Genomic DNA, 19,938 nt, shown 5'->3' on the forward strand with positions numbered 1-19,938 from the left:
CGTTCGGGACGTGTCCACGCCGACCCTGCAGAGGTTCGGGCCCCCGGGCCCCTTCCCGCGTGCCCCGCTCACCCATCCGCTCGACCGCAAGTGGCTGCACTACGCGTTCCTGTCCCGGTGTGGCCGCCAGGCGCTCATCGCCAACCTGTCCGTCCTCGGGTCCTCCGCCGGCACCGTCCACGCGGACCCGGGCGCCCCGGCCACCGGACGGCGCAGCGGCACCGGCACGGCGGCCGAAGGGCAGCACATGGCGATCCTGCTCGTCTACGAGGAGGGCCGCGGCTGGAGCTCCACCCAGTTCAACGCCGAACAGCCCGAACTGCCCTGGTCCGCCTTCCGGTTACCGCACCCGCACGGCGAGTCCGGCGCCTTCCGCGTGGCCGCCCGGTCGACGGCACCGGCGGCCGACGTACGGCTGACCCGGACCAGCAGGCCCTGCACCTCGCAGTGCGCGCCGTTCGGCGAGGACGAGCACCTGCGCTGGCAGTCGGAGCCCGGCGTCCTGGGCACCGGCACCCTGCGGCACAGCGACGGCACGGCCACGGAGACAGACCTGCTCGGCTACCACGAACGGGTCCGCGGCCGCTGGTCCTGGCCCACGCTCGGCGGCTGGGTGTTCGGCTTCGTCAACGACCCGTCCGGCCCCGCCGACGCCGCCCCGCCCTCCGCGGTCGTCTTCACCCTGATCCAGCCCCTGCGCCCGGCTGACGCAGCCAACGGGTCGGTGATGCTGTGGCGCGACGGGCGCATGATCCGTCACTTCCCGCGCCGCAACCTGCGGGTCGCGGTCAGCGGCAGCCTGGACCGCGACCGGGTGGCGACAGTGCCGCCGCTGGCTGACGTGCTGGGCACACCACCGATGGCCGAGGTGCCCGGCAGGCTGCTGATCACGGCCCGGCTCGGCGACGACCGTCTCGTCCTCGACTTCCGCTCGCGCACGGCGGGCCGGATCGCCAACCCGTCCGAGACGAGCCTGCACCCGTTCAGCGTGCACGAGACCCTCGGGCCGTGCACCGTCGAGGGCCGGGTCGGCGGGCGGGCCATCGGATTCCGCACCGAGGGCATCGTGGAGTTCGCCGGCGGCGCACATGACTGAGACCGTGCCCGCCTTCACGGGCGCCCGGCTGCTCGACGAGACCGTCGCCGCCCTGTCCGACCGCGCGCCGGCCGTTCTCGCCGCCGCCGCCGACCAGTTGCGCGGCATCCGGCTCGGCCTGCACTTCAACGACGACAGCCACGCCACTCTCACCGCACTGCACAGCCGTATCGTCGTCCACCAGGACCGCTGCCCCGACCCCGACGTCGAAGTGGCCTTCGACAACCGGGCGATGAACCTGCTGTTCGACCTCCAGCGCCCGCCCGTCGACCAGGTCCTGCCGGACAGCCTCGACGTGCGCGGCTCCCAGGAGGACACCCTCGCCGTGTGGCGGGCCTTCACGCTGCTGTCCCAGCGCGCGGCCGGGCTGCGCAGCATGCAGGAGCTCTGGGGCGCGTACCGGGAACAGGCACCCCAGCTGTGGGGCAGCGCCGCGCCCGCAGCGCGGGAGACGGCCGCCGACCGGGTCGACTGGACGGCGGCGGACTACCTCGCCCGGCGCTCCCCGGACGACGCGCCCGAGCGCCTCGCGCTGATCGGCGACACCACCGTCCGGGCGCCCCGCGTGCTGTGGGACGGCCGTACCAGTACGAGCTGGTCGCTGGAGAACACCGTCCGCGACGCGGACCTGATGGAGACGATGCAGCGCTGCCGGGCCCGCACCAACGAGGAGATCGAACGGCTGCTGCCGGACCGCGAGCCGCGGGCCGAGCTGTACGACCTGATGCGCTCCTATCCCGCCCGGCAGGGCAAGGGCCTGCGGCCCACGCTGACCATCGCGGCCTGCGCCGCCTTCGGCGGACGTCCCGAGGACGCCGTACGGGCCGCCGCCGCACTGGAGTTGTTCCACAACGGCTTCCTCGTGCACGACGACATCGCCGACGAGTCCACCCACCGGCGCGGCCTGCCGACCATGCACGAGGAACACGGCCTGGGCCTGGCGGTCAATGTCGGCGACGGGCTGAACCTGCTCGCCGTCGACGCCGTCCTGTCCAACCTCGAAACGCTGGGCCTGGCCCGCACCCTCGGGCTCATCCACGAGGCGATCCACATGTGCCGGGAGTCCATCGAGGGCCAGGCGATGGAGCTGGGCTGGATCCGGCACGAGGTCGTCCCCGAGGCCGACGAGGCCTACTTCACGATGAGCACCAAGAAGACCGGTTGGTACACCTGCATGAGTCCGTGCCGTATCGGCGCCGTCTGCGCGGGTGTCACCGACCCTGCCGTGCTGGGGCGGTTCGACGAGGCGTTCCGCCTGATCGGCATCGCCTTCCAGATCCAGGACGACATCCTCAACCTCGTCGGCGAGGAAGCCCTCTACGGCAAGGAACCCCTCGGCGACCTGCTCGAAGGCAAGCGGACGGTGATGCTGATCCACCTCTTCCGCACCGCGTACACCCATGAGCGCCCCCGCCTCTTCGACGTGCTGCGCCAGCGCCGTACGGACAAGACCCAGCAGCACGCCGAGGAACTGCTCGCCGCCATGCGACGGCACGGCTCCATCGAATACGCCACCGATCTCGCGGACCGGCTCGCCGCCGAAGGCATCGCCCGCTTCGAGGAAGACCTCCGGATCATCCCCGAGAACGAGGGCAAAGCCGTCCTGCGCCAGATCGCCCACTACGTCACCTCAAGGCCACTGTGACCACCACCGAGAATCCGCCCCCGCCGGCCGACACCACCGCCGCCGGTCCCCTGACCCCGACCGACCACCGGGCCCTGGCTTTCATCGGCCAGGTCAACTGCAGTCTGCGCGCCTGTCTGTGCACGACCGCCCGGCATGGCGTCGCCCTGCGCCGCGGCGACCCGGAACGGGCTCGCGCCCTGCTCGACACGGTCCGGCCCTGGCCCCTCTACAAGGGCGGCCAGTTCCTCTTCGACCTCATGGAGTGGGAGGACCTGATGGTCGACGGGGACCTCCCGCCGCTGGTGCCCGCCGAGAAAATCGTCGCCGCCTGCACCCTGCCCGTCCAATGGCTCGCAGCCGCCACGGCCGACGCTCCGGCCGCGACGAGGCTGGTCCCCGGTCAGCGCACCGCCGCGGCCCTCGATCTTCCCCTGCGCCTGCTGGCCAGCACCGCCCGCACCGCCTTCCTGGGCGCCGCGCAGGACCTCACCGACCTGCTCGGCACACCGGGGGCGGGCGAAGCCTCCGGCCCGGCCACCACCCCGGAACCGGAACCGGAAGCGGAACCGAGACCGGAATCGGAATCGGGATCGGAATCGGGATCAGGATCGGAACGGGAACCCGGGGCGCCGGCCACCGAGACCGAACTGCCGCCCCTGGAAGCCGGGTTCTACCTCTACGAGGACATCGTCCTCGGCTCCCTCGTCGTCCTCGGCCCCCTCCTGGCCGAGCACGCACCCCCCGACACCACCCCCTAGACCAGGGCGTCCTTCGCCGATGCCACCCCCTGGACCAGGGCGTCCTTCGCCGACGCCACCCCCTGGACCAGGGCGTCCTTCGCCGACGCCGACCCCGACGCGGCCCGGGAACGGGCCCGTCCCCAAGCCCGCCACCGGCGGATCCGCGCACGCGGAAAGCACCCACCCCCAGAAGGGAAAACCATGGCCACACAGGCCCAGGCCCCCGTTCAGCCGGGATCCGAGAACAAGCTGTACATCCTCCAGCAGGGCATCGTCGAGGACGCCCCCGGCGGCGTCCCGGCCCACCTCAGCTTCGGCATCCTCAGCACCGTCCCGGACCCGGTGAACCCCGGCGACATCACCTTCAGCCTGAAGGCGCCCACCGGCTTCGTCTTCACCAGCTGGCTCTCGTGGGCGTACCACGACGTCAACACGCTCCAGGCGAAGGGCAACCTGCAGACCACCCAGGGCACCCTCACCGACGGGGGCCGCACGCTGACCTTCACCCACAACCCGTACCTGTCCACCAACCAGGAAGCCCTCGGCTACGCGGCCCAGGTCACCGCCGTCGACGGCGCGACGCCCGGCCGCTACACCGACGGCCAGCTCAAGGTGGGCGCCGCCAACCCGATCAAGCTCAAGGGCCGCGTCCTCGACGCCAACGAGGAATGACCCCCTGACCGCCGCCCCGAGGCGACCCGGCACCCAGCCCGGACCGCCTCGGGGCGCGGTCCCCCTCGCCGCGGGGCGTTTGAGAAGCCACTTTCGGGTGAGAGGGAAGTTATCCATTTAGTCTTTAGTGAGCGGGATGTGAGTGTTGTGGCCAAGGACGAAAAGGCCAAGGCCAAGGCCGAACAGGGCAAGGGCAAGGTCAAAGAGACCGCGGGCCGCGCGGTGGGCAACGAGGAAATGACGGCCAAGGGCCGCACCGAGCAGGCCAAGGGTGACCTCCGGCAGGCCAAGGAGAAGGCGAAGGACGCCTTCAAGCGCTGATCAGGGCCTGGGTGCGTGGTCGTCCCGCACAGGTTGCACCACACCAGGGACTCGCTCACGCTGGGATTGCGGCGCTGACAGCGGTGCCAGGTGAGCTCCTCGATTCAGGGAGGCATGCCGCGATGACCTCGATGACTGAGAGCACCGGTGTGAAGCAGGTCGGTTCGCCCGGCTCGCGCGGCCGGACGACCATCGCCGACGTGGTGGTGGAGAAGATCGCCGGAATGGCGGCACGGGACGTGTTCGGCGTTCACGCCCTGGGCAGCAGAACCGCGCGCTCGATGGGATCCATGCGGGAGCGGATGCCCGGCACCGGCAGTGGCAAATCGGTCACGCGGGGTGTCAGTGTCGAGGTCGGCGAACGGCAGGCGGCCATCGATCTGGAGATCGTCGTCGACTACGGCGTGTCGATCACGGAGGTGGCCGGCGCGGTCCGGGAGAACGTGATCGCCGCGGTGGAGCGGATGGCGGGCCGCGACGTCGTGGACGTCAACATCACTGTCAGCGACGTGAAGCTGCCCGAGGAGGAGGACGAGGAGGAGGCTCCGCAGCGGGTCCAGTAGTCGCGAGACCCAGGTTCACGCACGACAGAGGCCCGTTCACGATCACGTGAACGGGCCTCTGTCTGTGTCGGGGTGGCGGGATGCGAACCCACGACCTCCTCGTCCCGAGGCGACTTGAGGAGACGACCGGTCCGGGACCCTTATGTCTCTTGGACACCCCGGGTATCTCCTGGACACCCGGGCCGCCCCGCCTGAGGGCGTCCGGCAGCTGATCTACGGCAGGCCGGCTGACCAGATCGTTTCCGTCACCCGACGAGGGTGGGGTTGTGCTCCTCTGCCCGGGCCTTGGCTACCAGGCGAAGGCGGCCGACTGGTTGCTGGTGGCGGTGCAGTAGGAGGAGAAGCTGCCGCCGGCGTTGGTCACGGTGAACTTCAGGGACCAGTTGCTGGCGCTCGGGGCGCCGGTGAGGGCGACCGAGTCGGTGGTGTCACCGGTGGCCAGGGAGCCGACGGAGAGCGGGAGCGGACCGAACGAGATCGGGTCACCCGTGGTCGCGGCGGCGTGCACGGCGCCGGAGAACTGCACCTCGCTGGTCGCACCACCCGAGGTCTTGTTCAGCTTCAGCGTGGTGGTCACGGAGTTGGCGCTGAGCGGGAACTGCGTGAGGATGTCCGTGGAGTCGATCTGGACGGTCTTGGTCCCGTTGTCGGCCGCGGTGAGCGTGACGGTGCCGCTGCCCGCGGCACCGCAGTCGTACGAGGCCGTAGCGGTCGCCGGGGCGACGGCGCTCGCCGAGCCGGCCAGGGCCAGGGACGCGGCGAGTGCGCCCGAGGTGGCGATGGCGGTGAGGGCGATTCGGCGCGTGGCGAAGCCGTGCATGAGGTGCTCCTTGTTGATGGGTGCCATGTTCCTGGAGGAACGTTTCTGCGTGCGAGTGCCGGGCCCGGCGTCTTGAGATCAAGTACAGAACGCGCACCTCTTGCGGCGGTTGATCATCTCTGGAGTTTCAGCAGGCCGCAGGGCTTTGAAGGGCCTCGGCGCGGGGTGATCGCGCGGCGGGACGCACACCCCAAGGGGCTCCCGGGAGGCACACACGAAAAGGGTCCCCGGGACCACTCGTGCGAGTGGTCCCGGGGACCTTTCCACTGTCGGGGAGGCGGGATGTGAACCCACGACCTCTTCGTCCCGAAGCGACGTGGGTGGACTGCTGAACTTGGGCCGGTGCTCATCTGACTCCCGCGATAGTCCGTGGGTGTCCGTGTCCGTGTCCGTGTGCGTCCGCCGCTGTCCGTAGGCGGTGTCACGCAGTTGGACACTCAACGCTGCGGCCTGTGTCGGGCGTCGTCGCTCACGGCGCCGAGCCTATCGACGGCACCCTGAGGACGCGCCGACATTTCCGGAGAGCCGCCCGGTGAGAAAGTGCCCGGTGGAGCCTGCACCCGCGCTCACCGGTCGCCGTACTCGATCGGCTGCTGCGCGCTGGTGGCTTGGCGGCACTCTTCGGTTTCCTGGTCGTGAGCAGAAGGGCAGCAGACCGTGCGCAGAACGCACGGGAGTGCGCCGAGTCCTAGGTCGCGAAGACTGTCGTGCACTGTGCGATGAGAGCCCGGTCAGGCAGGGCGATTGACGTGTCTGTCCTGGCCAGGCAGGTGCTTGAAGCCGTGAGGGATGTCCCACTCCCGGGCTGGTGCCATCCCAGATGCGGGCCCTTGAGGGGCGCGGGTCGGGTCACACCTTCTTGACGACGATCGTGTCCGGGACCAGCTTCTCCAGGTCGTCGACGTCCGAGGTGAAGACGGTGACCTGTCCCTTCTGCTGTCGCGCGATCACGGCGAGCACGGCGTCGATCGCGTACTTGTGGCCGTGCAACTCGGCGTCGGCCAGGAGTCGGCGTGCCCGGCGGGCCTCGTCCTTCCCGATGTCGGCGACCTGGAGCCGGGACAGTACCCAGTCCCAGCGCTGTTCGGTTGTTCTGCCGTCGTACGCCTCGACCAGGGTCATCGGCGACGTCACCACTTCGGCCTCCCCTCGCGCCGCGAGGTCGAGCCAGGCGATCATCCTCCGATCACCGCGCACTGCCAGGGAGAGAGCTTCACAGTCCAGGACGAAGACACGGAGCGGCCTCTGCCCATGCTCGCTGTCTCGCTTCTTCACGCAGCCTCTCCGGCGTTGTGCTGTCCGGAGGTGCGGCGCCGCTCGTGTTCGGCGTCGAGATCCTCCAGCTCGTCGAGGGCTGCCGCACGCTCGTCCTCAGTCACGGGGCCGTGTTCTTCCTGCAGCCAGTCGACCAGTTCCAGGAGCCGGTCCCGGTCGCGCTTGAAGCGCAGCGCCTCGGTGACGTACGCCGACAGGCCCCGCTCTGCCGCGTCCGCGCGGATCTCGTCCAGGAGATCCTCGGGGATCGTCACGGTTACCTTCTTTGTGGCCATACAAGAGACCATACTCTTGGTATCGTGCTCCTTACCAGTGAGGGAGCGGTCGTCGAATCGACGGTCAGGCGGCCGTGGCAGGGCGTGGGCTGCCGTGGAAGACCTGGCTGGTGTGCCAGGAGCGGTGAATCGCGGCGACCGAGTGGGCGCCCGGTTGAGGTCCGATGAGTGGTCGGTCGGCGAGCGCGATGACGTGTTCGCGGGCGGCGGGGCTGTGGCCGACGAAGCGCTGGGAGACCAGGATGCGGTGGCCCTCGCCGACACCGAGGACGCCTTTGTCGAAGAGCTTGTGGTGCAGCGAGCACAGGCACAGTCCGTTGTCGACGTCGTCCGGTCCGTCGAACGCCCACCAGCGCACGTGCGCGGCCTCCAGCCCGACGGGCACCGCGCCGATCCTGCCGTCGTAGCCGCAGAAGGCGCACCGGTACTCGTAGGCCGTCAGGACCCGCTCCCGCATCCGCGGATCCCGCCGCCTCCGCACGGCGGCCGAGAGCTGTCCGGTCTCCGCCGGCTCCAGCTCCAGTCCGACGGATTCGCACAGGTCGCCGTGGAGCGAAGGCGGGAAGTGCAGGTCGAGCAGGACCCGAGCCATCCGGCCGAGTAGCTCCGGCTCACGCCGCAGCGCCGCCCGCAGCTCCGGCGCCAGTCGCCCAGCGGCCCCCGCGGCCCGCAACTCCCGCACCCCGCTGCCGGGGCTGCCCGGTCCGCGATCGGTGCGCACCTCCCACACGCCGTCGCTCACCAGGTGGTGGAACGGGTAGGCCGGAGTTGTCCTGTTCGGCGGACCGTACTCGGTCAGCAGCCGCTGCAGATCCTCCTCCACCGCGCTGTACCGCAGTTCGCCGGCGGCATCCTGCTGGAACCGACCGAGGGCGTACAGCAACAGCAACGGCTTGTGCGGAGCGCGGGTCCCGCTTCTGGTCCACTGCCTCAGTCTCGCGGTGCGCTCCAGCCAGTCCATGACCGGCGATCGTAGTCGCGCCTCGTTGACCAGCGATCTGCGCATGTGTGGAAAGCCTAACGAGTCGTGGCGAGGTGATGGCGACGTGTCGCAACCAGGCGGCGCCATCGGTCGCGCGTCTGTTGTTCTCCGTCGATCCACCGCGCTCGCGCGGTGTGCTCGGGAAGCGGAAGGCCGGCCATGAAGTGGGCGATGTCGACGTAGTAGGCGTAGTCGCCACTCTGCGTGAGTTCGCGCAGGCGGGTGATCGCGGTGGCGAGGTCGTCCTGGGCGTCGAGGACGGCGTGGTGGAAGCACAGGGCCAGTTGCAGTTTCGCCGCGGCGTAGGCAATGCCGGAGTCACCGATTTCGGCGAGCAGTGCGGTCGCCCGGCCGGGCAGGTCGGCGGCGAACCCGGCGTCGCGTACGAGCACGGCGATGCGAGCGGTCATCTCGCTGGAGCGCAGGCTGAGGTGGGACAACAGCCGTTCCGCCAGATCGAGTTCGTCATCGGCCCGAAGTGGATCGGAGAATGAGACGGCGAACGCGAGATGCGCCTGCACCATGGCGGTCTCGCCGACCACACCGTGCTCCTCGGCTTCGCTCCGGCCTGCCAGGTAGGCGGCTACCGCCCGCTCCATGTCGCCCTGCACCCACCACACGTCTCCCAGCACCCGATGGTGCCGCCCCTCCCAGCCCAGCCTCCCCGCGGCTTCGACCGCGGTCGGGAAGTCTCCGGACAGTCGGCTCAGGTGTGCCAGGCCGCGCCGAGCCGCGGAAGCGAGACGACCCCCGGCTGAGGCGACGTCCTGCATCCCGCGACGCGAAGCGTCGGTCAGCCCGAGGTCTCGCTGGGCCTTCGCCAGGTAGTACGTGGCCAGTTCGACGAGGTCATCGGGGAGAAGCTCCGATGTGAGGACGGCTGAGAGCCGACTGGACGTGCGTTCACGATGCTCGTGCTGGCGCCGGGCGATGGCGCTCAGCGTTTCCACCAGGGCGTCCGCCGCGGTCTGCAGGCCACCTGACGACCTGGCATCGGCGGCGGGAAGCGCCAGCGGTTCCCAGACGGAGTCCCCTACGTACTGGAATGCGGCATCGGCGAGCCAGCCGAGATCGAGACGGAAGTCCCGTGCGAGGAGCAGTCCTTGCCGGAGACAGCCGACCAGGACGGCGCGATCGTGTCGCAGGTCCTGGCGCCACTGTGATTCCAGGGCGTGGAAGGCCCGTTGGGCCGCGCGCCGCCAGTCCTGCTCCGACCAGCGGTCGTCACTGCCGTCGTCCGCGTTGCGAATGGCGGAGCGGATCAGGTCGTGGACATGGAAGAGCCACACACCGGAAGAGGACTCCCGGATGAAGGGGCGCTCGGTCAGCCGTAGGGCGGGCGCGTCGTGGTCCATGCCAGCGGCTTGGGTGGCCAGGGGTACAGAGAACGCGCTGAGCAGGCTGACCGAGCGGAGCACGTGGCGCTCATCGGCGGTCAGGTCGCTGAGGGTACGGGTGATCAGGGCGGGGTAGTCGTGATCGAAGTCGGTGACCTGCGGCTGTCCGCCGCCGCGTCGGAGTTCCAGGTAGCGCATGACCGACAGATCTAGGTACAGAGGCAGCCCGTGGGAGCGCTCGGTGATGATCCGGCGGACCGGTTCGTCGATCAGCGGCTGCCCGTCGCGGCTGAGCCTGCGGACCAGGTAGTCCTCGCAGTCTTCGGGAGAGAAGTCGCCGAGCAGGACCTGCCGGCCCGACCCGGCTCGCCCCACATGTGCCGTGTCGGCTGCGAGACCGGGCCACGCGTGCGGCCCTGTCCAGTCGAGCTGCCCCTCCAGGCTCGTCTCCGCCCACTGGAGGCGGTTGCGTCCGGTGACGACGAAGAACGCGTTGGGCATCAACCACCATGCGTTGGAGCAGACGCTCGAAGTCGCGGTGCGTGCGGTCGCCGGTGTCCTCAAAGGTGTCCAGCAGGATCACGGGTAGTGCGCTCTTGCCGGCCGGGATTTGGGCCAGGTCCCAGGCGAGGAGGTGCGGGTAGAAGCTGAGGGCTTCCAGGTCGGGCTCCGCCTCCAGGAGGTCGGCCAGGCGGGAGCAGCCGGCGAGGGCGCGTACGGACTGGCGCCGTTCGCATAACGCCTTGATGAGCGCTCCGGCCCCGTGCCCAAGCGCACTGCCGACTGTGCCGGGCAGGAGCAGGGCCTGGGCGACATCGCTGAGGGCGGACTGCATCTGCTGAGGCAGGGCGGCAGCGGCGCTGAAGCGGCTCAGCAGCCCGCCCCGGCGCAGGTGGTCCTCGATCGGTTCGCCCGGGTGGTTGTGCTCCCAGTAGCGGCGCAGGGCGAGGTCGAAGGCGGGCATCGGCCGGCCGAGCTCGGCGACGGCAAGGCGGATGGTGAGGATGACGCGTTCGAAGTCCATTCCCGCGGCGCGCGCGAGATCGATACGGACCGGCAGGGTCCGCTCCTCTGGGTGGGACGGCGATTCCCATTGCGCCGGGCGGTGTTCGCTGAGGGCCAGCGATGCCTCGATCTTGCGGGAGAGCGTGGACTTGCCGATCCCGCCCACACTGTGGAACACGAGGATGTTGCGGCGGGGAGCCTCCAAGTCCTCCACGGCGAAGTCCGCACAGGTCACGTGCCGTATGTGCTCGGCGAGGCCGGCCATTACGGCCTGCCACTGTGCCTGCCGGTTCGTGAACGCCTCACTGGCGGCGATGCTCCGGTCGTTCGAGCTGAACAACGTTCGAAGGTCCCGCCCTGCCACAGCTCCCCCTGACGATCAACTGGAGCCAGGCCAAGCTCCGTTGACGACAGCATGGCACGCCCGCATTCAGGCAGGCCCGCGGATCGCATCCGGCACGCGGGCATGGCGTTCCCGGCCGACTACAGGGCTGGATTCGCGAACGCGCAGGTCCGAGTGCCCTAAGCCGCCGCACTTCAGACGGCTCACCAGTCACCCACTGGGAGAACCCGACCAAGAACTTCTCCCGGATTTCTCCCAAGCGATCTCCAGGAACCACTCAGGGGCTTGATCCGCACTGCGGATCAGGCCCCTGACCTGGTACTTCACTGTCGGGGTGGCGGGATTTGAACCCACGACCTCTTCGTCCCGAACGAAGCGCGCTGCCAAGCTGCGCTACACCCCGATGTCGCTGCTTGTCGCGGCGACGACGTTTACTTTAGCCCACTGGTGGCTGGAGACGAAATCCGGTTTTGGCGCGGTGCCGGGTGGGGTTCGGGCGGGCGTGGTCGAGGGCGACCAGGAGGACGGCCAGGGCGTAGAAGGAGAGGCCCAGGAGCAGGGCGTTGCCGAGGACGGACCTGTAGCCGTGGGCGTCCACGTCGAGGAAGGGGTAGAGGTAGCGGCCGCCTGGAGTGTCGGGCAGCAGGAGTTCGCCGCGGGCCAGGGAGAAGGCCAGGTAGGCGAGCGGGTAGACGAGCCAGGTCGCGGCCTGGCGCAGGTGCAGGCGGCCGGGGGCGGTCAGTAGCAGCCAGTCCAGGACGGCCGCCGCGGGGACCACCGTGTGCAGGAGGTGGTTGGAGACCGCGTGCCAGCCCGTCGGGGCGGCCGACGCCCCCGTCATCGCGAACGGGCTCGCCGTGTTCGCCAGCAGCAGGTGGTAGACCAGGCCGGTGATCACGACGTAGAGCAGCGCTGCCCCCGTCAGGCCTCCCGGCAGCGGGCGGCGGGCGCTCCAGGCGCGGCGGGCCGAGGTGACGAGGACCAGGGCCAGCAGGATGCTCGCCTGGGTGGTGAAGGAGCTCAGGACGCGCAGCGGGCTGCCCAGGAGCATCTCGATGGTCACGCCCGCGGCCGCCAGCAGCGCGGTCAGGAGGCGGAACACGGCTGTGAACGGCCGGCGTGCCGGCGCCACCACGGCCGCGGCGGGAACGTGCGAGGGCAGCAGCGCGGGCATTCCCGGGACCGCGGGCAGGTCCGGGATGTCCCTGGGTATCGGGGCGGTCATGCCCTCACGCTAGACATAACCGGCATAGCGGGCGATGTGGGGCGGCTGTGTGGGTTACTTCTGCGGTGTGAGGGGGGTGTGGGGGGTGTGTGGAGGCGGCCAGGGCGGCGGCGCTCCACCGTCCTCGGCCCCGCGCCGCGGGCCTCCCCGTCAGTCCCGGATTCCGTCGCTCCCGGAACCCCGTCGCTCCCGGCTCCCCGTCCCGGAACGCCGTCGCTCCCGGCTCCCCGTCGCGGAACCCCGTCGCTCCCGGCTCCCCGGTGTCCCCGAAACCCCGTCGCTCCCGGAACCCCGTCGGCCCCGGTTCCCCGCCCCCGCGCCCCCGCGGCCCCCCGTCACGACTCCCGCGGCACCAGCGTCAGCAGCGTCGCCTCCGGCGGGCATGCGAACCGTACCGGCGTGTAGCGGCTCGTTCCGCAGCCCGCCGAGACGTGCAGACGCGCCGTACGGCCCTCCGCCGTGTGCGTGGACAGGCCCTTCACCCGGTCCGTGTCCAGGTCGCAGTTGGTGACGAAGGCGCCGTAGAAGGGCAGGCAGAGCTGGCCGCCGTGGGTGTGGCCGGCCAGGATCAGCGGATAGCCGTCGGCGGTGAACGAGTCCAGGCTGCGCAGATACGGCGCGTGGACCACGCCCATCGAGAAGTCCGCCGTGCCCGATGGACCCCCGGCCACCTGCGTGTACCGGTCCCGCTTGATGTGCGGGTCGTCCACGCCCGTCAGCTCGATCGTGGTGCCGTCCGCCTTGAGCACGCCCCGCGTGTTCGTCAGGTTCAGCCAGCCCGCCGCGTCGAAGCCGTCCCGCAGGTTCTCCCAGGGGTTGTGGACCACGCCGACGGCGGGCGGGTTGCCGTTGAGGCCGTACCGGCCCTGCGCCTTCTCGAACAGGTAGCGGGCCGGGTTGCGCAGCGTCGGCCCGTAGTAGTCGTTCGAGCCGAAGACGTACGCCCCCGGGAACTCCATCAGCGGCCCCAGCGCGTCCAGCACCTCCGGCACGCCCTCCGGGTCGGACAGGTTGTCGCCCGTGTTGATCACGAAGTCGGGGCGCAGGCCCGCCAGCGAGCGCAGCCAGCGCTGCTTCTTGCGCTGCCCGCCGACCATGTGGATGTCGGAGACGTGCAGCACGCGCAGCGGGCGCATGCCCCGCGGGAGTACGGGGACGGTGATCCGCCGGAGCCGGAACGAGCGGGTCTCGAAACCCGCCGAGTAGAGGAGACCGGCGGCCGCGACCGCCGTGATGCCGAGGGGTACTCCGTATCGCGCGCGCATGCGGACATCGTGTCAGACCCACCGGTCCGTTCCGTACGGCCGTCCCCCGCGCCCGTTCCGCACGCCCGTTCCGTACGGCTGCTCCCCGCCGTCCGTCTCGTACGTCCGTCCCGTACGGCCGTTTCTCGATAAATGCACGGGCGGCCCTCCCTCCGTACCTGCGACAATCAAGTCATGACCACGCTCAAGTCGAAGCTTCAGGAAGACCTCAACGCCGCGATCAAGGAGCGCGACGAGCTGCGCTCCTCGACGCTCCGGCTCACGCTCACCGCGATCACCAAGGAGGAGGTCGCGGGCAAGGAGAAGCGCGAGCTCTCCGACGACGATGTGCAGAAGGTGATCACGCGCGAGGCGAAGAAGCGCCGGGAGGCCGCGGAGGCCTTCGCGCAGGGCGGCCGCGCCGAGCAGGCCGAGCGGGAGAAGGCGGAGGGCGAGATCCTCGCCGCGTACCTGCCCAAGCAGCTGTCCGACGAGGAGCTGGAGCAGATCGTCACCCAGGCCGTCGCGGAGGCCAGGGCCGCGGGCGCCGAGGGGCCGAGGGCCATGGGCGCGGTCATGAAGATCGTGAACCCGAAGGTGGCCGGCCTTGCCGAGGGCGGCCGTGTCGCCGCCACGGTGAAGAAGCTGCTCGCGGGCTGACCCGGACGCGCCGGACGCCGGGCCCGCCCGGACGCCGACACCGAACGGCAGCGGGGGCGCACTTCCTGAGAAGTGCGCCCCCGCTGCCGTATGCCCAGTACCTCTGCCTACGCGCCTGCTGACGGCCCGTGACGGCCGGGGCCCGTCACGGGAAGGTGCCGCCGTTGTTGCTCCCGTTGTTCCCGCCGTTGTCGTTCCCCTGGACGAAGCCCTCGGGGATGGAGAAGGAGGGCGTCGGGAAGGCGCCGCCGTTGGTGTCGCCGATCAGGCCGCCGCGGTCGTCGCCGTTGTCGCCGTCGTCGTCGCGGCCCTTGTCCCGGTCCTTGTCCTTGTCCTTTTCCTTCGGCGGGTCAGGGATGTCGATCAGGTTGAAGTCGGGCGCTTCCTTGTCGGCCAGCGCGCCGGTCATCATGTCGCGCCAGATCGGACCGGGCACCTGGCCACCGAAGACCTTGTCGTGCCACACGCCGCCGATGCTGATGCCCTCCATCTTGCGCTGGTGCGCCGGGTCGCCGACCCAGACGGCACCGGCCATGTTCGGGGTGTAGCCCACGAACCAGGCGGCGTAGCGCTCGTCGGTCGTACCGGTCTTACCGGCGCTGGGGCGGCTGCCGAGACCCGCCTGCGTACCCGTACCGTCCTCGACCACGCCCCGCAGCAGTGTGTTGACGGTGTCGGCCGTGGTCTCGGACATCGCCCGCGAGCAGGTCGACTTCGGGACCTCCAGGGACTTGGTCTCGCCGCCGATGCGCCGGCTGATCGCCTCGATGGCGACCGGCGTGCAGTACATTCCGCGCGAGGCGAAGGTGGCGTAGCCGTTCGCCATGGTCAGCGGGGACATCTCCTGGGTGCCGAGAGCGATGGAGGGCGCCTGCTCGATCTTGCCGCCGTCGGCACGCTCCACGCCCATCTTGCCCGCCATCTCGGTCACCGGGCAGATGCCGATCTCGGAGATCATCTCGACGTAGTAGGTGTTGACGGACTTCGCCGTCGCCTCCTTCATCGAGTACGGGCCGACCTCGGACTCGTTCTCGTTGGTGAGCTTGACGCCCTTCTCGTCCCAGATCCCGCCGTCGCAGGCCTGGACCGGGCTCGGGTACTCCATCTCGTACGGCGAGCCGTACATCTTCGTCGCCGGCATGCCGCCCTCTATGGCGGCCGCGGCCACGATCGGCTTGAACGTCGAACCGGGCTGGAAGCCGAGGCCGCCGCCCATGGACCTGTCGACGGAGAGGTTGATCTGCGTCTCGTTCTTGCCGAAGCCGTACGGCCGCGACTGGCCCATCGCGAGGATCTTGCCGGTGCCGGGCTCGACGATGCTCGCGGCGGTGGCCACCTCGTCGTTCTTGTTGACGTGGTCCTTGACCGACTGCTGGACCGAGTCCTGGGCCTGCGGGTCCATCGTCGTACGGATGGTCAGACCGCCCTGGTTCCAGATCTTGGCCCGGTCTTCCTTGGTCTCGCCGAAGACCGGGTCGGTCAGGAACACGTTGCGGACGTAGTCGCAGAAGAAGCCCGCGCCCTTCACGGCGGTGATGCAGCCGTTCTTGGGCTGCTTGACCTTGAGGCCGAGCGGGGTCTCCTTGGCCTTGTCGGCCTGCGCCTGCGAGACGTCGCCGACCTCGGCCATGCGCTGGAGCACGATGTTGCGCCGCTTGGTGGCTTCCGTCTCGTCGTTGATCGGGTCGAACCGGCTCGGCGACTGGACGATGCCAGCGAGGAGCGCGGCCTCCTGGAGCTTGAGGTTCTTGGCGTTCTTGGAGAAGTAGCGCTGGGCGGCGGCCTCGACGCCGTAGGCCTGCTGGCCGAAGAACGTGATGTTCAGGTAGTTCTCGAGGATCTTCTTCTTGCCGAGCTCCTCCTCGACCTGGATCGCGTACTTCAGCTCCGCGATCTTGCGGCCCAGGGTCTGCTGGGTGGCCTCCGCGACCTTGGTGGGGTCGTCGCCGGCCTCCTCGACGAAGACGTTCTTCACGTACTGCTGGGTGAGGGTGGAGGCGCCCTCGGCGACGCCGCCGCTCTGCGCGTTCTTGTTCAGTGCGCGCAGGACACCCTTGAGGTCGACCGCGCCGTGCTGGTAGAAGCGGGCGTCCTCGATCGCGACGATCGCCTTCTGCATGTACGGCGAGATGTCCTTGAGCTCGACCACCGTGCGGTCGCGTGAGTACACCGTGGCGATCGTGCCGCCCTTGGCGTCGAGGATCGTGGTGCGCTGGCTCAGCGGCGGCGTCTTCAGGTTGGCCGGGAGTTCGTCGAAGCTCTCCACCGACCCCTTTGCGGCGAGCCCCAGCGCGCCGACGGCGGGCAGCGCGATACCGGCCATGACGGCACCGGCCAGCACACTGACACCGAGGAACTTGGCCGCCTGCTGCGTGGGTGACAGACCACCGCCTGAGGGCTTCTTTGGCATGGGGGCAGCCTACGTTCTCATTCGCCGGACACGCGTATATGCCTTGGCCTAAGCTGCTCTCAACTGTCACAGCAGTGCGGCTATGTATCAATACGTCCGGCGACCCCGAATCGTTCCGGAGGTGGCCCGACTTTCTGTCGGGGGCGTGTCCGAATCCGCCTTCTGTGTCACCCGGCGCCCGTTGTGACTCAACTGAACTGTCCTGTTCTGCGGGAATTGTCACGCATGTCGTCCGCTCACTCCCGCGGGTGATCTGCCGCTTACGCATAGTCCGTTCGGGCCATTCAAGATTGGGCCCGAAGGGGGTGTTGCGCTGTCCCCACCTTCCGTAACGTCCTCAACTGGCGGCGGTGCATATGCCGCTGCCGCCGTGGGGGAGCCTCGATTCGGGAGAGGACGGCGCCGGTATGGGCTGGGTAACCGACTGGAGTGCGCAGGCGGCCTGCCGCACTACCGATCCGGATGAACTGTTCGTTCAGGGAGCAGCGCAGAACAGGGCCAAGGCGGTGTGCACCGGATGTCCGGTACGCACCGAGTGCCTGGCCGATGCGCTCGACAACCGCGTCGAGTTCGGCGTGTGGGGAGGCATGACGGAACGGGAGCGCCGCGCACTGCTGCGCAGGCGGCCCACCGTGACCTCCTGGCGTCGGCTGCTGGAGACGGCTCGTACGGAATACGAGCGTGGGGTCGGCCTGATGCCCCTCGACGACGACCAGGTGTACGAGAACTACGCGGCGGTGGGCTGAGGCCTGGGCAGGACTCACTCACCCGCGGCACCGGGCCGGCAGGCCGGTCCGGTCACCGACCGTCAGCCGCCCGCGGTCACCGACCGCCGGGCGCCTCCGGTCACCGCCTCGCGGGCTGCTCCGGCCACGAGCCGACGAGCGGCTGCGGCCAGCCGACGAGCAGCCCTGGCCGGGAGCCCATGAGCAGCCCCGGCCGGGAGCCGACGAGCGGCTCGACCCGGGGCGGCCCGTCCCAGGACCGTCGGACAGCGGTCACTCGGGCAGCTCATGGCGGTGGGCCGCGAGCCGGTTCCCGATGTCCCGCAGCCCCGCGAGGTCGTGCACGTCTCCGGGCAGCGCGGCCACTTCGGCCACCGCCACCTCGGGGTGGAGCGCGGTGAAACGGTCACGTGTGCGCTGCTCGCGGGAGAGCAGGTGCATGCGGTCCGCGTGCAGCCTCAGCAGGCCCGCGGTCAGTTCGTCCGCGGACCGTTCATGGTCGGCACCGGAATCGGTGTCGGGGTCGGCGCCGGCGACGGCATTCGGGCCGGGGGAGTTCGAACTGCCGTCGTGCTCAGGGGAGTTACGAAGCTCAGCCTTCCCGTCCGGCTGATCGACAATGCGGGGCTCCTCAAGATTTTCCGCGGCGGCGAGCGCCCGCTCGGCCGACAGCCGGGCGGCGCCACTGCCGTGGACGCGGTTCAGCACCAGACCCGCGAGCGGCATGTCCTCGGCGGCGAGCCGCTCCACGAAATACGCGGCCTCGCGCGTCGCGTCCCGCTCCGGGGCCGCGACCACCAGAAACGCCGTCCCGGCCGCCTGGAGCAGCTTGTACGTCGCGTCCGCGCGGGTGCGGAAACCGCCGAACATCGAGTCCATAGCGGCCACGAACGTCTGGACGTCCTTGAGCAGTTGACCGCCGAGCAGCTTGCCGAGGGCGCCGGTCATCATCGACATGCCGACGTTGAGGAACATCATCCCCGCGCGCCCGCCCACCTTCGCGGGCGCCAGCAGCACGCGGATCAGCTTGCCGTCCAGAAACGAGCCGAGACGCTTGGGCGCGTCCAGGAAGTCCAGCGCGGACCGCGACGGCGGCGTGTCGACGACGATCAGGTCCCACTCGTCGCGCGAGCGCAGCTGGCCCAGCTTCTCCATCGCCATGTACTCCTGCGTGCCCGCGAAGCCCGCCGAGAGCGACTGGTAGAAGGGGTTGCCCAGGATCGCGGCCGCCCGCTCGGCGTCCGCGTGCGCCTCGACGATCTCGTCGAAGGTGCGCTTCATGTCGAGCATCATGGCGTGCAGTTCGCCGCCCGCCGTCTCGTCGATTCCCTTGACCCTGCGCGGGGTGTTGTCCAACGAGTCGATGCCCATGGACTGCGCGAGCCGGCGGGCCGGGTCGATGGTCAGCACCACGACCTTGCGGCCGCGCTCGGCCGCGCGCAGGCCCAGTGCCGCCGCCGTGGTCGTCTTGCCGACACCGCCCGAGCCGCAGCACACCACGATGCGGGTCTTCGGGTCGTCGAGCAGCGGGTCGATGTCGAGCACGCGCACGGGGGCGAGACGACGCTCCTGGACGGTCTCCGCGGTCATGCGATCCCCTGCTTCCGCAGCTCGGTTGCCAGTTCGTACAGACCCGCCAGGTCCATGCCCTCGGCCAGCAGTGGCAGTTCGTGCAGCGGCAGGTCCAGCTCGCCGAGGACCGTGCGCTGCTCCTGCTCCAGCGTGTGGCGCTCGGCGTACTCCTCGGCCTGCTCCAGCAGCGGGTCCACCAGCCGCTCGGCGTTCCCGCCGCGCCGCGCCCCGCCGAGCCCGGCGGTCGACAGCGACCGCGCGACGGCCGTGCGCGGCAGATTCCGTACGAGATCCAGACCGGCCGCGTCCAGCACCTCGGGGCGGACCATGTTGACGATCACCCGGCCCACCGGGAGCCGGGCGGAGCGCAGCTCGGCGATGCCGTCGGCGGTCTCCTGGACCGGCATCTCCTCCAGCAGCGTCACCAGGTGCACGGCCGTCTCCGGCGACTTCAGCACCCGCATCACGGCCTGCGCCTGATTGTGTATCGGGCCGATCCTGGCCAGGCCCGCGACCTCGTCGTTGACGTTCAGGAAGCGGGTGACGCGGCCCGTGGGGGGTGCGTCCATGACCACGTAGTCGTAGACGAACCGCCCGCTCCGGTCCTTGCGGCGGACCGCCTCGCACGCCTTGCCGGTCAGCAGGACGTCCCGCAGGCCGGGCGCGATCGTGGTGGCGAAGTCGATCGCGCCGAGCTTCTTCAGGGCGCGTCCGGCACCGCCGAGTTTGTAGAACATCTGGAGGTAGTCCAGAAGGGCCAGTTCGGGGTCGATGGCGAGGGCGTGCACCTCCCCACCCCCCGGAGCGACCGCGATCTTGCGTTCCTCATAGGGCAGTGCCTCTGTTTCGAAGACCTGTGCGATGCCTTGCCGACCCTCGACCTCGACGAGGAGCGTCCGCTTCCCCTCCGTGGCCAGGGCCAGCGCTAGGGCCGCGGCGACCGTCGTCTTACCGGTCCCGCCCTTGCCGCTGACGACCTGGAGCCTGCTCACGTCTTCGAGCGTAACCAGTCCGGCGGCGCGGCAATCAAGGCTGTGGACAAGCAC

Annotated in this window: 20 protein-coding genes and 1 tRNA gene; 9 read left to right on the forward strand and 12 right to left on the reverse strand. The window is 70.0% G+C overall.

The window, feature by feature from the left end; translation table 11 throughout:
* Positions 1-10 precede the first annotated feature (10 nt).
* From ABZZ79_RS23340 to ABZZ79_RS23365, 6 genes are all read left to right on the forward strand, one after another.
* A complete protein-coding gene (locus ABZZ79_RS23340) occupies positions 11-1,096 on the forward strand; it encodes a hypothetical protein (RefSeq protein ID WP_356691584.1) in 1,086 nt (361 codons plus the stop codon).
* Positions 1,089-2,741: a polyprenyl synthetase family protein gene (locus ABZZ79_RS23345; RefSeq protein WP_356691586.1), complete on the forward strand. Its 1,653-nt coding sequence runs from the start codon at positions 1,089-1,091 to the stop codon at positions 2,739-2,741. The genes ABZZ79_RS23340 and ABZZ79_RS23345 overlap by 8 nt, the downstream gene beginning before the upstream one ends.
* Positions 2,738-3,481, forward strand: a complete 744-nt coding sequence (locus ABZZ79_RS23350; RefSeq protein ID WP_356691588.1) for a hypothetical protein — start codon at positions 2,738-2,740, stop codon at positions 3,479-3,481. The genes ABZZ79_RS23345 and ABZZ79_RS23350 overlap by 4 nt, the downstream gene beginning before the upstream one ends.
* A 183-nt stretch (positions 3,482-3,664) precedes the next feature.
* The gene (locus ABZZ79_RS23355; protein ID WP_356691590.1) at positions 3,665-4,135 is read left to right on the forward strand and encodes a hypothetical protein; all 471 of its coding nucleotides are present in this window, start codon (positions 3,665-3,667) and stop codon (positions 4,133-4,135) included.
* Positions 4,136-4,282: 147 nt separating this feature from the next.
* Positions 4,283-4,456, forward strand: coding sequence for a CsbD family protein (locus ABZZ79_RS23360; RefSeq protein WP_356691592.1), 174 nt, complete (start codon positions 4,283-4,285; stop codon positions 4,454-4,456).
* A 131-nt stretch (positions 4,457-4,587) separates the two neighbouring features.
* Positions 4,588-5,019: an Asp23/Gls24 family envelope stress response protein gene (locus ABZZ79_RS23365; protein WP_356691773.1), complete on the forward strand. Its 432-nt coding sequence runs from the start codon at positions 4,588-4,590 to the stop codon at positions 5,017-5,019.
* A gap of 289 nt (positions 5,020-5,308) precedes the next feature.
* Here the strand turns inward: ABZZ79_RS23365 and ABZZ79_RS23370 are convergent, their stop codons facing one another.
* The 5 genes from ABZZ79_RS23370 to ABZZ79_RS23390 all read right to left on the reverse strand — a co-directional run bounded on the left by ABZZ79_RS23370 (position 5,309) and on the right by ABZZ79_RS23390 (position 10,209).
* Positions 5,309-5,866 (reverse strand): hypothetical protein, encoded by a 558-nt coding sequence (locus ABZZ79_RS23370; RefSeq protein ID WP_356691594.1) that lies wholly within the window; start codon positions 5,864-5,866, stop codon positions 5,309-5,311.
* Between the two features lie 822 nt (positions 5,867-6,688).
* Complete coding sequence (locus tag ABZZ79_RS23375) at positions 6,689-7,114, reverse strand: PIN domain-containing protein (RefSeq protein WP_356691596.1); 426 nt, start codon at positions 7,112-7,114, stop codon at positions 6,689-6,691.
* Positions 7,111-7,389, reverse strand: a complete 279-nt coding sequence (locus tag ABZZ79_RS23380; RefSeq protein WP_356691598.1) for a CopG family transcriptional regulator — start codon at positions 7,387-7,389, stop codon at positions 7,111-7,113. The genes ABZZ79_RS23375 and ABZZ79_RS23380 overlap by 4 nt, the downstream gene beginning before the upstream one ends.
* A gap of 64 nt (positions 7,390-7,453) precedes the next feature.
* Positions 7,454-8,350 (reverse strand): phosphorothioated DNA-binding restriction endonuclease, encoded by an 897-nt coding sequence (locus ABZZ79_RS23385; RefSeq protein WP_356691775.1) that lies wholly within the window; start codon positions 8,348-8,350, stop codon positions 7,454-7,456.
* Between the two features lie 56 nt (positions 8,351-8,406).
* Positions 8,407-10,209, reverse strand: a complete 1,803-nt coding sequence (locus tag ABZZ79_RS23390; RefSeq protein WP_356691600.1) for a hypothetical protein — start codon at positions 10,207-10,209, stop codon at positions 8,407-8,409.
* A 262-nt stretch (positions 10,210-10,471) separates the two neighbouring features.
* Here ABZZ79_RS23390 and ABZZ79_RS23395 point away from each other — a divergent pair, with 262 nt between their 5' ends.
* Positions 10,472-11,089 (forward strand): hypothetical protein, encoded by a 618-nt coding sequence (locus tag ABZZ79_RS23395; RefSeq protein WP_356691602.1) that lies wholly within the window; start codon positions 10,472-10,474, stop codon positions 11,087-11,089.
* Between the two features lie 296 nt (positions 11,090-11,385).
* Here ABZZ79_RS23395 and ABZZ79_RS23400 read toward each other — a convergent pair.
* The 3 genes from ABZZ79_RS23400 to ABZZ79_RS23410 form a co-directional block, all read right to left on the reverse strand.
* Positions 11,386-11,459, reverse strand: a tRNA-Pro gene (locus tag ABZZ79_RS23400).
* 33 nt (positions 11,460-11,492) lie between these two features.
* Positions 11,493-12,281 (reverse strand): Pr6Pr family membrane protein, encoded by a 789-nt coding sequence (locus ABZZ79_RS23405; RefSeq protein WP_356691604.1) that lies wholly within the window; start codon positions 12,279-12,281, stop codon positions 11,493-11,495.
* 335 nt (positions 12,282-12,616) lie between these two features.
* On the reverse strand, positions 12,617-13,546 hold the full coding sequence (locus ABZZ79_RS23410; protein ID WP_356691606.1) for a metallophosphoesterase: 930 nt from the start codon (positions 13,544-13,546) through the stop codon (positions 12,617-12,619).
* Positions 13,547-13,720: 174 nt separating this feature from the next.
* Here ABZZ79_RS23410 and ABZZ79_RS23415 point away from each other — a divergent pair, with 174 nt between their 5' ends.
* On the forward strand, positions 13,721-14,185 hold the full coding sequence (locus ABZZ79_RS23415; protein WP_356691608.1) for a GatB/YqeY domain-containing protein: 465 nt from the start codon (positions 13,721-13,723) through the stop codon (positions 14,183-14,185).
* Positions 14,186-14,330: 145 nt separating this feature from the next.
* On the opposite strand, the gene ABZZ79_RS23420 is transcribed toward ABZZ79_RS23415, so the two are convergent.
* Positions 14,331-16,595 carry a transglycosylase domain-containing protein gene (locus tag ABZZ79_RS23420; RefSeq protein WP_356691610.1) on the reverse strand — a complete coding sequence of 755 codons (2,265 nt, stop codon included), beginning with the start codon at positions 16,593-16,595 and terminating at the stop codon, positions 14,331-14,333.
* Between the two features lie 407 nt (positions 16,596-17,002).
* On the opposite strand from ABZZ79_RS23420, the gene wblA reads away from it, so the two are divergent.
* On the forward strand, positions 17,003-17,341 hold the full coding sequence (gene wblA / locus ABZZ79_RS23425) for a transcriptional regulator WblA (RefSeq protein WP_356691777.1): 339 nt from the start codon (positions 17,003-17,005) through the stop codon (positions 17,339-17,341).
* Between the two features lie 100 nt (positions 17,342-17,441).
* On the opposite strand, the gene ABZZ79_RS23430 is transcribed toward wblA, so the two are convergent.
* The 3 genes from ABZZ79_RS23430 to ABZZ79_RS23440 are packed head-to-tail and all read right to left on the reverse strand — an operon-like array spanning position 17,442 to position 19,884.
* Entirely contained in the window at positions 17,442-17,597 is a 156-nt protein-coding gene (locus ABZZ79_RS23430) for a hypothetical protein (protein ID WP_356691612.1), read from the reverse strand.
* Entirely contained in the window at positions 17,594-18,910 is a 1,317-nt protein-coding gene (locus ABZZ79_RS23435) for an ArsA family ATPase (RefSeq protein WP_356691614.1), read from the reverse strand. The genes ABZZ79_RS23430 and ABZZ79_RS23435 overlap by 4 nt, the downstream gene beginning before the upstream one ends.
* Positions 18,907-19,884: an ArsA-related P-loop ATPase gene (locus tag ABZZ79_RS23440; protein ID WP_356691616.1), complete on the reverse strand. Its 978-nt coding sequence runs from the start codon at positions 19,882-19,884 to the stop codon at positions 18,907-18,909. The genes ABZZ79_RS23435 and ABZZ79_RS23440 overlap by 4 nt, the downstream gene beginning before the upstream one ends.
* Between the last annotated feature and the right edge of the window lie 54 nt (positions 19,885-19,938).

The organism is Streptomyces sp. NPDC006458 (genome assembly GCF_040612135.1).
Lineage (GTDB): Bacteria > Actinomycetota > Actinomycetes > Streptomycetales > Streptomycetaceae > Streptomyces.